We start from the raw sequence: 11,886 nt of genomic DNA on the forward strand, positions 1-11,886 counted from the left end.
TTTGTTAGTGACTAATAGCTTATAGCTAGAGGAAAATTCTAACCGACAGCAACTCCGATTTGGAGTTGAATGTATATATAGCAGTACGCTCCCCTACACCAAAACGTAGGTGATGAGCCGTACTTTGTTCGTTCTTTTTATATTGGGGATTTGATAAATGTCAAATCAAAGAATTCGCATTCGTTTGAAAGCGTTCGATCATCGTCTGATTGATCAATCAACAGCTGAAATCGTAGATACTGCAAAGCGCACTGGTGCTCAGGTTCGTGGTCCTATTCCACTTCCTACACGTAAAGAGCGTTTTACTATCTTGATTTCTCCACACGTAAACAAAGATGCTCGTGATCAGTACGAGATTCGTACTCACAAGCGTATGATTGATATCGTTGAACCAACTGAGAAAACTGTAGACGCATTAATGCGTTTAGATTTAGCAGCTGGTGTTGACGTTCAAATCAGCTTGGGTTAATAAGGGGATTTAACTATGACTATTGGTTTAGTCGGACGTAAAGTTGGTATGACTCGTGTCTTCACTGAAGATGGCGTTTCTGTACCAGTTACAGTCGTAGAAGTTGAAGCTAACCGCGTTGCTCAAGTGAAAACTCTTGAAAACGATGGTTATCGTGGTTTACAAGTAACAACTGGCTCTCGTAAAGCTAGTCGTGTTACTAAGCCTTTAGCAGGTCATTTTGCTAAAGCAGGTGTTACAGCTGGCCGTGGCTGCTGGGAATTCCGCTTACAAGATGGCGAAGGTGAAGGTATTGAAGCTGGCAGTGACATCACTGTTGAGTTATTCAATGAAACCAAATTAGTAGACGTTACCGGTACTTCAAAAGGTAAAGGTTTCCAAGGTGGTATCAAGCGCTGGAATTTCAGCATGCAAGATGCAACTCATGGTAACTCTATATCTCACCGTTCTAACGGCTCTATCGGCCAGTGTCAAACACCTGGTCGTGTATTTAAAGGCAAAAAGATGTCTGGTCACATGGGTGCTGAGAAAGTTACTACTCAAAACCTTGAATTGGTTCGCGTTGACGCTGCACGTAACTTGCTCCTTATTAAAGGTGCGGTTCCAGGTGCAATAAATGGCAACGTAATCGTTAAACCAGCTGTTAAAGCCTAACGTCCAGGAGATTAGTGATGGAATTAGCATTAAAAGGCGCATCTGGCGCTCTTGAAGTGTCTGAAGCTACCTTCGGACGTGAGTTTAATGAAGCTCTAGTACACCAAGTAGTTGTTGCTTATGCAGCAGGCGCTCGTCAAGGTACTGTGAAGCAAAAAACTCGTTCAGAAGTTAGTGGCGGTGGCGCGAAGCCATGGCGTCAAAAAGGTACTGGCCGTGCACGTGCTGGTACAACTCGTGGTCCAATCTGGCGTTCAGGTGGCGTAACATTCGCTGCTCGTCCACAAGATCACAGCCAAAAAGTTAACCGTAAAATGTATCGTGGTGCGATTCAAAGCATCCTTTCAGAATTAGTACGTCAAGAACGTCTAGTTGTGGTTGAGAACTTTTCGGTAGAAACACCTAAGACTAAAGAATTAGTAGCCAAGTTAAAAGGTCTTGAATTAAAAGACGTTTTAATCGTAACGAAAGAAGTTGACGAGAATTTATTCTTATCAGCTCGCAACTTATACAAAGTTGACGTTCGTGACGTAGCTGGTATTGATCCTGTAAGCCTTGTTGGTTTTGAGAAAGTATTAGTTACAGCTGATGCGATTAAGCAAATTGAGGAGATGTTAGCATGATAAACGAAGAACGTTTGTTGAAGGTGATCATGGCACCTAACATTTCTGAAAAAGCAACTATGTCTGCTGAGTTAAACAACACTGTTGTTTTCAAAGTAGCTACAGATGCTAATAAAGCAGAAATCAAAGCAGCAGTTGAGAAACTTTTCGAAGTTGAAGTTACTGGTGTTCGCACTTTAAATGTAAAGGGTAAAGTTAAACGTACTGGCGCACGTTTTGGTCGCAGAAGCGACTGGAAAAAAGCTTACGTTACTCTTGCAGAAGGTAGCGACATCGATTTCGTTGGCGCAGAGCAATAGGAGACTATAATGGCTATTGTAAAATGTAAACCTACTTCTCCGGGTCGTCGCCACGTTGTTAAAGTGGTTAACTCGGAATTGCACAAAGGTAAGCCTTACGCTCCTCTTTTAGAGAAAAACTCTAAATCTGGTGGTCGTAACAATACTGGTCGTATTACAGTTCGTCACGTTGGTGGTGGTCACAAGCATCATTACCGCGTAATTGACTTTAAACGCAATAAAGATGGCATTCCTGCAAAAGTAGAACGTTTGGAATATGATCCAAACCGTAGTGCAAACATTGCACTTGTACTTTATGCAGATGGTGAGCGTAAATACATCCTAGCACCAAAAGGTGTTAGCGCTGGAGATACTCTTCAGTCTGGTGTAGACGCACCTATTAAAGCAGGTAACACATTACCACTTCGTAATGTACCTCTTGGTAGCGTAATCCATGCAATCGAACTTAAACCTGGTAAAGGTGCACAAATCGCACGTTCAGCTGGTACTTATGCACAATTAGTTGCAAAAGACGGCCAATACGTGACTTTACGTCTTCGCTCTGGCGAAATGCGTAAATTCTTAGCAGATTGTCGCGCAACTTTAGGTGAAATCGGCAACGCTGAACACATGCTTCGCTCTTTGGGTAAAGCAGGTGCTACACGCTGGCGTGGTGTTAGACCAACTGTTCGTGGTGTTGCCATGAACCCAGTTGATCACCCACACGGTGGTGGTGAAGGTAAAACTTCAGGCGGTCGTCACCCGGTATCACCTTGGGGTGTACCAACTAAGGGTTACAAGACTCGTAAAAACAAACGTACTGATAAATTTATCGTACGTCGTCGTACTAAGTAGTACTAATTAAGTAATTAAAGAGGAATTACCATGCCACGTTCTCTCAAGAAAGGTCCTTTTATTGACCTGCACTTGTTGACGAAGGTAGAGAAAGCTTTGGAAAGCGGGAATAAAAAACCAATTAAGACTTGGTCCCGTCGTTCAATGATCATACCTAACATGATCGGATTGACCATCGCTGTCCATAATGGCCGTCAACACGTTCCAGTATTTGTTACCGATGAAATGATCGGACATAAACTGGGTGAATTTGCACCTACTCGTACTTATCGCGGCCACGTCGCTGATAAGAAAGCGAAAAGATAAGGGAAAATAAGATGGAAGCTATCGCTAAACATAAATTTGCCCGAGGTTCAGCACAAAAAGCACGTTTGGTTGTAGACCAAATTCGCGGACTGCAAGTTGAAAAAGCTCTTGAAATATTAAACTACAGCAACAAGTCTGCTGCAGATTTAGTAAAGAAAGTTCTTGATTCAGCTATTGCAAATGCTGAGCACAATGAAGGTGCAGACATTGATGAATTATTCGTTAAAACCATTATGGTTGACGATGGTCCAACAATGAAACGTATTAAACCTCGTGCGAAAGGTCGCGCGGATCGTATCCTTAAGCGCACCAGTCACATTACTGTGATTGTAGCTGATCACTAGGAGATATTAGTATGGGTCAGAAAGTACATCCTACCGGTATTCGCTTAGGTATCACTAAACCTTTCGCGTCTACTTGGTATGCAAGCAGCAAAGAATATGCAGCTAACATTAAGGGCGATCACGAAGTTCGTGCCTTCCTTACTGAAGAATTAAAGCGTGCATCATTATCGAAGATTGTTATTGAGCGTCCAGCGAAGTCAATCCGCGTTACTATCCATACAGCCCGTCCAGGTGTTGTAATTGGTAAGAAAGGCGAAGACGTAGAGAAATTACGTAAGAAAGTTTCTCAAATCGCAGGTGTACCGGCACAAATCAACATCGCTGAAGTTCGTAAGCCAGAAATGGATGCGCAACTTGTAGCTGACGGCATTGCTAGTCAGTTAGAGCGTCGTGTTATGTTCCGTCGTGCAATGAAACGTGCAGTACAAAACGCTATGCGTTTAGGTGCTAAGGGTATCAAAGTTCAAGTAAGTGGTCGTTTAGGCGGCGCTGACATCGCACGTGCAGAATGGTATCGTGAAGGTCGTGTACCTTTACATACATTACGTGCTGACATTGATTACGCAACAGCTCGTGGTGACACTACATATGGTGTTATCGGTGTTAAAGTCTGGATCTTTAAAGGTGAAGTAATTGGTAAAATGCCACTAGTGGCAGAACAACCAGCGGCTAAACCTAAAGGTAAAGGCAAGCGCAAGAGCAGTAAGTAAGGAAATAAGTAATGTTACAACCAAAACGTACTAAATTCCGTAAGCAATTTAAACTACGCAACCGTGGCCTAGCGCACACTGGTAGCTCAGTTAGCTTCGGTACTTATGGCTTAAAAGCTGTAGCTCGTGGCCGTATGACTGCTCGTCAAATCGAAGCAGCTCGTCGTGCGATGACTCGTCACGTTAAGCGTCAAGGTAAAATTTGGATTCGAGTTTTTCCTGACAAGCCAATTACCAAAAAACCTCTAGAGGTTCGTATGGGTAAAGGTAAAGGTTCTGTTGAATATTGGGTTTGCCAAATTCTTCCAGGGCGTGTTCTTTATGAAATGGAAGGTGTTGATGAATCTTTAGCGCGCGAAGCATTTGCTTTAGCTGCAGCTAAAATTCCATTCAAAACTACCTTCGTAACTCGGACGGTAATGTAATGAAAGCTACAGAACTTAAAGATAAAAGCATTGAAGAGCTTAATGCTGAATTACTAGGCTTATTGCGCGAACAGTTTAACTATCGCATGCAAGCAAGCACTGGTCAGTTAGCTCAAACTCATTTGCTACGCAACGTACGTCGCGATATCGCACGTGTTAAAACTATCCTAACTGAGAAGGCAGCATCATAATGAGCGAATCTATTCGTACTCTACAAGGTCGCGTTATCAGTAACAAGATGGAAAAGTCTATCACTGTTCTGATCGAGCGTCGTGTTAAACACCCTATGTACGGCAAATTCATGATCCGTTCAACTAAGTTGAAAGCACATGATGAAGCTAACGTATGTAACGAAGGTGATGTAGTGACAATTCGTGAATGTGCACCAATTTCAAAGTCTAAAAACTGGACTTTAGTTGATGTAATCACAAAAGCTTAATTTTTTAAGCTAATTGTACTATCTAAAAGCGGCTCCTTAGGGAGCCGTTTTTTTTGTCTAAAATATATAGCTATGAAATGCACATTCGATGAATGTGGTGGCACTTTCAAGTTTCAAAGTCTGCTCTTAACTTACTAAAGATGGACTTTAGTTGATGTAATCACAAAAGCTGCTCATATTACATCTAAGTATTCTTGTTACTTGAAAAAGCTCCCAATCGGTGGCCTTCTGTATGTCTGAATTTTGACATGCACATTCGCAAATCTAACACCCCATTAATATCCAAAGCCGACAATATGTTTTAAAAATAGGTCCTGCAGATAAGTTTATGAACATCTGAATATTATTAGTCATTGAAATTAAAAGTTTTTTTTGATGAAAAATATATCGCTTTTTTAATACCAGACTTTTGTGCTAATTTAGGAGTTCAAATAATAAAAATAATAAACTTCAAATGACTACTATATCGCTGAAATTTTTCGACAACTTGTCGAACTCTCTTATTGCTACTGGCTTTTATCGAGAAAAGTCCTTTCAAGTATTTTTGGTATCACAGCTGGCATTACTCATCGCATTTATTATTGAATTGACAAATGCTTCCTATGGATTGGCAGCATCTATATTTTTGGTGTTTTTGACAATAGGTGTGAGCTTTTTATATTTTTATAAAACTCACCCTAAAACAGCCACTGGTATTTTATTGTTCGGTCATACTTGCTTGGCGACAGTTTTGATGTGGTTATATGGTGGTTTACGAGATGAAGTGATATTTGTATATCCAATGGTATTAATATTTGCAACATTACTTGGTTCAACTACTGTCGTTTCAATGCTGTTTGCTTTCATTAGTTTGGTTGTTTTTGCTAATGGTTATGCAAATCAATTTGGTATTTATACTAACTATGCACCACAAATAACCCTTCAGTCGGCAGCTGTCATTAATTTGATTCTGTTGGTTATTTTTGTGTGCAGTTATTTCGCCGCTCAAAATATAAAGGAGTTAATCAATAAGCTAGTTAAAGAAAATGAGAAGGTTGAAAAATCAAAGCGTGAAATTCAAAAGTTGGTTCATCAAGATGCTTTAACCGGCCTACCAAACAGGGTGGTTGCTGAAAGTAGGTTTGAACAATTGATTGTTGCAGCGAAAAATGAACCAACTTCGTTGGCTTTGTTGTTTATAGACTTAGATGACTTTAAAAATATTAATGACACCTTAGGTCATCATGTTGGCGATAAGTTTTTAAAAATTATATCAACAAGAATGGCTGCTAATATTGCTGGCATTGGTTCAATATACCGTTTAGGAGGGGACGAATTTATAATAATAGTAGACTCTTTTTCATCTACGAAAGAAATCAAAAATATTGCAGAAGGAGTATCAAAGGCAGTTAGTGAACCATTAACGATTAATGATTGTCATTTATCCGCTTGCTGCTCTATAGGTATAACAGTTGCACCAGATGATGCAGAAGATTTTGATAGCGCATTAAAATATGCCGATATTGCCCTTTACGAAGCAAAGAGTGCTGGTCGTAATCAGATTTGTTTAATAACCGACAAAATGATCGAGAAAACTGAAACTGAGTTTATGCTGTTAGAAGAGTTACGCAAAGCGCTTCGTGATGAGTCTTTCAAAGTTCATTTTCAACCAAAATTCGATCTCAAAACAAATAAAATTATTGGTGCAGAAGCGCTGCTTCGTTGGTGGCACCCAACCCTGGGCCAAATCACGCCAAATCAATTTATACCATTAGCTGAAAAGTCTGGGTTAATTAAAGAGTTGGGCTTTTGGGTACTTGAGCAATCCATTAAAGAATGTGTTTATTGGCATAAACGTGGCTATAAAGACTTGATCATTGCGGTAAACCTTTCACCAATTCAATTTAACTCGCCTGATTTTACGAAATCAGTATTGCAACTGCTGGGGCGTCATGGACTGGCAGAGTCTTATTTAGAATTAGAAATTACTGAAAATGTACTGATTGAACAAAATGATGTGCAAAAATCTAATATCAATATGTTGGCCATGGCAGGGATCAAATTAGCCATTGATGATTTCGGTAAAGGCTACTCAAATTTAGCCTACATTAAAAAGCTAAATATTGATTCGATAAAAATCGATTATGAATTTGTAAAAGGTATGACTTCAAATGAAGATGATATGGCGATAGTCACAGCTATCATAGATATTGCCAAACGTTTAGGTATTAAGAGTGTTGCAGAAGGCGTGGAAGCAGAAGAAACCGTAGGGTTGTTAAAAGAACTTGGTTGTAATTCTGCACAAGGTTTCTTATGGTCGCATGCCCTGGAGTCCGCAGCATTTAATACATTCTTAGATGAATATAAATTTTAATGAAATCCACAGGGTTAATACAAATCTAGGTTAATTTGATTCCGTGCAAAGGAAATCATTAACTGAAACTTTTTTGGAGCTACTATTCATTAGTAGCTTTAATTACGTAATAATCTAAAAACTAACATTCAATAAGATTAATTTTAAAGCTTTATAAGCTATTGAATTAGTAACAATTTGTAATCCATATTTGTTCAGCATTATAGAACAAAAACAAGTAGATAGCATGTTAATGCATTAACACTTGATTAACTCGCCAATATTCCCTCTATTTTTTGTTTAAATAAAGTACCACTTTTTTGTTAGTGGTGTTATAATCTCGCGCCCACTGACTATAGGGTTAGTGGATAAAGGCAGTGACGGGTCAAATTTTTGGCCTTAAATTTATAACAGCGGAGCACATATAATATGATCCAAATGCAATCACAGCTAGACGTTGCTGACAACAGCGGCGCTCGACGCGTGCAATGTATAAAGGTTCTAGGTGGCTCGCACCGTCGCTATGCAGGTATTGGTGACATCATTAAGGTTTCTGTTAAAGAAGCTATTCCTCGCGGTAAAGTGAAGAAAGGTGATGTTCTTAATGCGGTAGTGGTGCGCACTAGAAAAGGCGTTCGTCGTTCAGATGGTTCAGCCATTCGATTTGATGGAAACGCGGCAGTAATGTTAAATGCTAACTTACAGCCAATTGGTACACGTATTTTCGGACCAGTAACTCGTGAATTAAGAACTGAAAAGTTCATGAAGATCGTTTCACTAGCCCCTGAAGTACTTTAAGGAGTCACGAAAATGGCCTCTAAAATTCGTCTAAATGACGAAGTAGTAATCCTAGCTGGTAAAGATAAGGGCAAAAGTGGCAAGATCACTAAAGTTCTTACAGCTGAAGGAAAAGTTTTCGTTGAAGGCATCAACTTAATCAAGAAACATCAAAAGCCTGTACCTCAGTTACAGCAACCTGGTGGCATTGTTGAGAAAGAAGCTGCAATCAACGTATCTAACGTTGCGATCAAAAACCCTGCTACTGGCAAGGCTGATCGTGTAGGTTTTAGAATTGAAGACGGCAAAAAAGTTCGTTTCTTCAAGTCTAATAACGAATTAGTTTAATTTTTGGAGTAAAAACGATGGCGAAACTGCATGATTTTTACAAAGATACAGTTGTTGCTGAACTTGCCAAAGAGTTCGGATACAAAAGTGTCATGCAAGTCCCTCGGATTGACAAGATCACACTTAATATGGGTGTTGGTGAAGCTATTGCTGATAAAAAAGTATTAGACCACGCCGTAAATGATCTTACAGCAATCTCTGGTCAAAAGCCTATGGTGACTAAAGCCCGCAAATCTGTTGCTGGTTTTAAAATCCGTGAAGGCTATCCAATTGGTGCAAAAGTAACTCTACGCGGTGAACGCATGTGGGACTTTTTAGAGCGCTTAATAGCGATCTCGGTTCCTCGTATCCGTGATTTCCGTGGCTTGAACCCTAAATCGTTCGATGGTCGTGGTAATTACAGCATGGGCGTGCGTGAGCAAATTATTTTCCCTGAAATCGATTACGATAAAATCGATAAGATTCGCGGTATGGATATTACTATCACTACTTCAGCGAGTTCAGATGCGGAAGGTCATGCTTTGCTGACTGCCTTTAACTTCCCGTTTAAGAAATAAGGTGTAGAGTTATGGCTAAATCATCAATGAAAGCACGTGAAACGAAACGTGCAAAATTAGTAGCTCAATATGCTGAAAAGCGTGCAGCACTAAAAGATATCATCTCAAGCGTAAATTCTTCTGAAGAAGAGCGTTGGGATGCAGTACTAAAACTACAAGCTTTACCACGCGATTCAAGCAGCAGCCGTCAACGTAACCGTTGTGTTGTTACTGGTCGTCCACATGGTTACTTACGTAAATTCGGTTTAAGCCGTATTAAATTACGTGAAGCGACTATGCGCGGTGAAGTACCTGGTCTTAAAAAAGCAAGTTGGTAAGGGAGTAATTAATTATGATGACTGATCCTATCGCGGATATGTTTACACGCATCCGTAACGGTCAATCTGCAGCTAAAGTTGCAGTATCTATGCCATCTTCCAAGCTAAAAGTAGCAATTGCTAACTTGCTTAAAGAAGAAGGTTACATTAACGGTTTTGAAGTAACTGAAGGCGTAAAACCTTCATTAGAAGTAACTTTAAAATATTTCGAAGGTAAAGAAGTAATCGAGCAAATCAAGCGTGTTTCACGTCCTGGTCTTCGCGTATACAAAGGAAGCAATGACCTTCCTCAAGTATTAGCTGGTTTAGGTATTTGTATCGTTTCTACTTCTAAAGGCCTAATGTCTGACCGTGCCGCTCGCAATGCGGGTCTTGGCGGTGAGATTCTTGGTATCGTAGCGTAAGGAGCAAGAATATGTCTCGTGTTGCAAAAGCACCTGTGTCTATCCCTGCTGGCGTTACAGTTACGTTATCTGGACAAGACATTACAATTAAAGGTCCTAAGGGCGAATTAACTCGTACGATCCATAGTGACGTAGCTGTTTCTCAAGAAGAAAACAGCATCATCACAGGTATCGTTAGCGACGTTAAAGGCGCTTGGGCTCAAGCCGGTACTACTCGCGCATTAATCAGTAACATGGTTGTTGGCGTGAATGCTGGTTTCGAAAAACGCTTAATTTTAAACGGTGTTGGTTACCGTGCAAAAGCTGCAGGTCAGAACTTAAACTTAGCTTTAGGTTTCTCTCACCCGGTAGAGCACGCTATTCCAGCTGGTGTTAAAGTTGAAACTCCTAGTCAAACTGAAATCGTACTTACCGGTACTGATAAGCAGGTGATTGGTCAAGTAGCAGCGAACATTCGCGCTTACCGTAAGCCTGAGCCTTATAAAGGTAAAGGTATTCGTTATAGCGATGAAGTTGTTCGTCGTAAAGAAGCTAAGAAGAAGTAGGATAATACTATGGATAAGAAAACATCTCGTCTTCGCCGTGCAAAACGTACACGTGCAAAGATCAGCGAGTTGGGTGCGAATCGTTTAGTCGTTTTCCGTACTCCTCGTCACATTTACGCGCAACTAATCGCAGCAACTGGTTCTGAAGTAATTGCATCTGCATCTACTTTAGATAAAGAAGTTCGTGAATCAGTTAAAGCTACTGGTAACAAAGAAGCAGCAGCAGCAGTTGGTAAAGCAATCGCAGAACGCGCTGCCGCCAAAGGTATTACTAATGTTGCATTCGATCGTTCAGGTTTCTTATACCACGGTCGTATCCAAGTGTTAGCAGAAGCAGCTCGTGAAGCTGGCCTTAAATTCTAGGAGTTAGATAATGGCTAATGTAGAAAACACACAACAAAGTGAATTTGCTGAAAAGTTAATTGCTGTTAACCGCGTATCAAAAGTGGTTAAAGGTGGTCGTATTTTCAGTTTCACTGCACTAACAGTAGTTGGTGACGGCAACGGTCGTGTTGGTTTTGGTTACGGTAAAGCACGTGAAGTGCCTGCTGCAATCCAAAAAGCAATGGAAAAGGCTCGTCGTAATATCGTAAACATTGATCTTAAAGGCACTACTTTACAGCACGCTGTTAAAGGTAAGCACTCTGGTTCTAAAGTTTACATGCAACCGGCTTCTGACGGTACAGGTATCATCGCCGGTGGCGCGATGCGTGCAGTACTAGAAGTTGCGGGCGTACAGAACGTACTTTCAAAAGTATACGGTTCTACCAACCCAATTAACGTTGTACGCGCTACAATCGGTGCTCTTGCGGATATGAAATCGCCTGAGACTGTTGCAGCTAAGCGTGGCTTAAACGTTACAGACATTCTGGGGTAACTAGACATGGCTAAGACTGTTAAAGTAACACAATTAAAGAGTTCTATCGGACGTTTACCGTCACATAGAGCTACATTGAAAGGATTAGGTTTACGTCGTATCCGTCATACTGTAGAGTTAGAAGATACTCCATCAGTACGTGGCATGATCAACCTAGTTCATTACATGATTAAGGTGGAGGATTAAGTTATGCATTTAAATACATTATCCCCTGCACCTGGTGCTAAGAAAGATAAAAAGCGCTGTGGTCGTGGTATTGGTTCTGGAATCGGAAAAACTGGTGGCCGTGGTCACAAAGGTCAAAAGTCTCGCTCAGGCGGCGGCATTCGCCCTGGTTTTGAAGGTGGTCAGATGCCACTTAAACAACGTTTACCTAAATTCGGTTTTACATCGCGTAAATCTTTAGTTCGCGCTGAAGTTCGTTTACACGAATTAAACCAAATTAACGGTGATGTTGTTGATATTCACGCGCTTAAAGACGCAGGTCTAATCACTCGTAACATCGTATCTGCAAAGATCATGTTATCTGGTGAAATCAGCCGTAAAATTACGGTTCGTGGCCTAGCAGTAACCAAAGGTGCACGTGCAGCGATTGAAGCTGCCGGTGGTACAATAGAGGAATAGTA

General features: G+C 40.7%; 22 protein-coding genes. All 22 read left to right on the forward strand.

Annotated elements, in window-relative coordinates:
• Window positions 1-157 precede the first annotated feature (157 nt).
• On the forward strand, window positions 158-469 hold the full coding sequence (gene rpsJ, locus RI844_RS16495) for a 30S ribosomal protein S10 (protein ID WP_118958508.1): 312 nt from the start codon (window positions 158-160) through the stop codon (window positions 467-469).
• Window positions 470-484: 15 nt separating this feature from the next.
• Window positions 485-1,123, forward strand: coding sequence for a 50S ribosomal protein L3 (rplC, locus tag RI844_RS16500; RefSeq protein ID WP_348395756.1), 639 nt, complete (start codon window positions 485-487; stop codon window positions 1,121-1,123).
• Between the two features lie 17 nt (window positions 1,124-1,140).
• A complete protein-coding gene (gene rplD / locus RI844_RS16505) occupies window positions 1,141-1,746 on the forward strand; it encodes a 50S ribosomal protein L4 (protein ID WP_348395757.1) in 606 nt (201 codons plus the stop codon).
• Entirely contained in the window at window positions 1,743-2,045 is a 303-nt protein-coding gene (rplW, locus tag RI844_RS16510) for a 50S ribosomal protein L23 (protein WP_348395758.1), read from the forward strand. Before rplD ends, rplW begins: the two co-directional genes overlap by 4 nt.
• 9 nt (window positions 2,046-2,054) lie before the next feature.
• Window positions 2,055-2,879, forward strand: coding sequence for a 50S ribosomal protein L2 (gene rplB / locus RI844_RS16515; protein WP_348395759.1), 825 nt, complete (start codon window positions 2,055-2,057; stop codon window positions 2,877-2,879).
• Window positions 2,880-2,909: 30 nt separating this feature from the next.
• Window positions 2,910-3,185: a 30S ribosomal protein S19 gene (rpsS, locus tag RI844_RS16520; protein ID WP_076420823.1), complete on the forward strand. Its 276-nt coding sequence runs from the start codon at window positions 2,910-2,912 to the stop codon at window positions 3,183-3,185.
• 11 nt (window positions 3,186-3,196) lie between these two features.
• The gene (gene rplV / locus RI844_RS16525) at window positions 3,197-3,529 is read left to right on the forward strand and encodes a 50S ribosomal protein L22 (protein ID WP_348388185.1); all 333 of its coding nucleotides are present in this window, start codon (window positions 3,197-3,199) and stop codon (window positions 3,527-3,529) included.
• A gap of 11 nt (window positions 3,530-3,540) precedes the next feature.
• A complete protein-coding gene (gene rpsC, locus RI844_RS16530; protein WP_348388186.1) occupies window positions 3,541-4,239 on the forward strand; it encodes a 30S ribosomal protein S3 in 699 nt (232 codons plus the stop codon).
• 11 nt (window positions 4,240-4,250) lie between these two features.
• Complete coding sequence (gene rplP / locus RI844_RS16535; RefSeq protein WP_348395760.1) at window positions 4,251-4,664, forward strand: 50S ribosomal protein L16; 414 nt, start codon at window positions 4,251-4,253, stop codon at window positions 4,662-4,664.
• Entirely contained in the window at window positions 4,664-4,855 is a 192-nt protein-coding gene (gene rpmC, locus RI844_RS16540) for a 50S ribosomal protein L29 (RefSeq protein WP_033078134.1), read from the forward strand. The genes rplP and rpmC overlap by 1 nt, the downstream gene beginning before the upstream one ends.
• Window positions 4,855-5,103: a 30S ribosomal protein S17 gene (gene rpsQ, locus RI844_RS16545; RefSeq protein ID WP_348395761.1), complete on the forward strand. Its 249-nt coding sequence runs from the start codon at window positions 4,855-4,857 to the stop codon at window positions 5,101-5,103. The genes rpmC and rpsQ overlap by 1 nt, the downstream gene beginning before the upstream one ends.
• A gap of 454 nt (window positions 5,104-5,557) precedes the next feature.
• A complete protein-coding gene (locus RI844_RS16550) occupies window positions 5,558-7,456 on the forward strand; it encodes a putative bifunctional diguanylate cyclase/phosphodiesterase (RefSeq protein WP_348395762.1) in 1,899 nt (632 codons plus the stop codon).
• A 408-nt stretch (window positions 7,457-7,864) separates the two neighbouring features.
• Entirely contained in the window at window positions 7,865-8,233 is a 369-nt protein-coding gene (gene rplN, locus RI844_RS16555; protein ID WP_033079354.1) for a 50S ribosomal protein L14, read from the forward strand.
• Between the two features lie 12 nt (window positions 8,234-8,245).
• A complete protein-coding gene (rplX, locus tag RI844_RS16560) occupies window positions 8,246-8,560 on the forward strand; it encodes a 50S ribosomal protein L24 (RefSeq protein ID WP_348395763.1) in 315 nt (104 codons plus the stop codon).
• A gap of 17 nt (window positions 8,561-8,577) precedes the next feature.
• On the forward strand, window positions 8,578-9,117 hold the full coding sequence (gene rplE, locus RI844_RS16565; protein WP_348395764.1) for a 50S ribosomal protein L5: 540 nt from the start codon (window positions 8,578-8,580) through the stop codon (window positions 9,115-9,117).
• 11 nt (window positions 9,118-9,128) lie between these two features.
• Window positions 9,129-9,434 carry a 30S ribosomal protein S14 gene (gene rpsN / locus RI844_RS16570; RefSeq protein ID WP_348395765.1) on the forward strand — a complete coding sequence of 102 codons (306 nt, stop codon included), beginning with the start codon at window positions 9,129-9,131 and terminating at the stop codon, window positions 9,432-9,434.
• Between the two features lie 11 nt (window positions 9,435-9,445).
• Window positions 9,446-9,838 carry a 30S ribosomal protein S8 gene (rpsH, locus tag RI844_RS16575; protein WP_348389487.1) on the forward strand — a complete coding sequence of 131 codons (393 nt, stop codon included), beginning with the start codon at window positions 9,446-9,448 and terminating at the stop codon, window positions 9,836-9,838.
• A gap of 11 nt (window positions 9,839-9,849) precedes the next feature.
• Window positions 9,850-10,383, forward strand: a complete 534-nt coding sequence (gene rplF / locus RI844_RS16580) for a 50S ribosomal protein L6 (RefSeq protein ID WP_348395766.1) — start codon at window positions 9,850-9,852, stop codon at window positions 10,381-10,383.
• 9 nt (window positions 10,384-10,392) lie between these two features.
• The gene (gene rplR, locus RI844_RS16585; protein ID WP_348395767.1) at window positions 10,393-10,746 is read left to right on the forward strand and encodes a 50S ribosomal protein L18; all 354 of its coding nucleotides are present in this window, start codon (window positions 10,393-10,395) and stop codon (window positions 10,744-10,746) included.
• 10 nt (window positions 10,747-10,756) lie between these two features.
• Window positions 10,757-11,260 (forward strand): 30S ribosomal protein S5, encoded by a 504-nt coding sequence (gene rpsE, locus RI844_RS16590; protein ID WP_348395768.1) that lies wholly within the window; start codon window positions 10,757-10,759, stop codon window positions 11,258-11,260.
• Window positions 11,261-11,266: 6 nt separating this feature from the next.
• Window positions 11,267-11,446 (forward strand): 50S ribosomal protein L30, encoded by a 180-nt coding sequence (gene rpmD / locus RI844_RS16595; protein ID WP_348388196.1) that lies wholly within the window; start codon window positions 11,267-11,269, stop codon window positions 11,444-11,446.
• A 3-nt stretch (window positions 11,447-11,449) separates the two neighbouring features.
• Window positions 11,450-11,884: a 50S ribosomal protein L15 gene (gene rplO / locus RI844_RS16600; RefSeq protein WP_348388197.1), complete on the forward strand. Its 435-nt coding sequence runs from the start codon at window positions 11,450-11,452 to the stop codon at window positions 11,882-11,884.
• Window positions 11,885-11,886: the final 2 nt, after the last annotated feature.

Source organism: Thalassotalea fonticola (genome assembly GCF_032911225.1).
Taxonomy (GTDB): domain Bacteria; phylum Pseudomonadota; class Gammaproteobacteria; order Enterobacterales; family Alteromonadaceae; genus Thalassotalea_A; species Thalassotalea_A fonticola.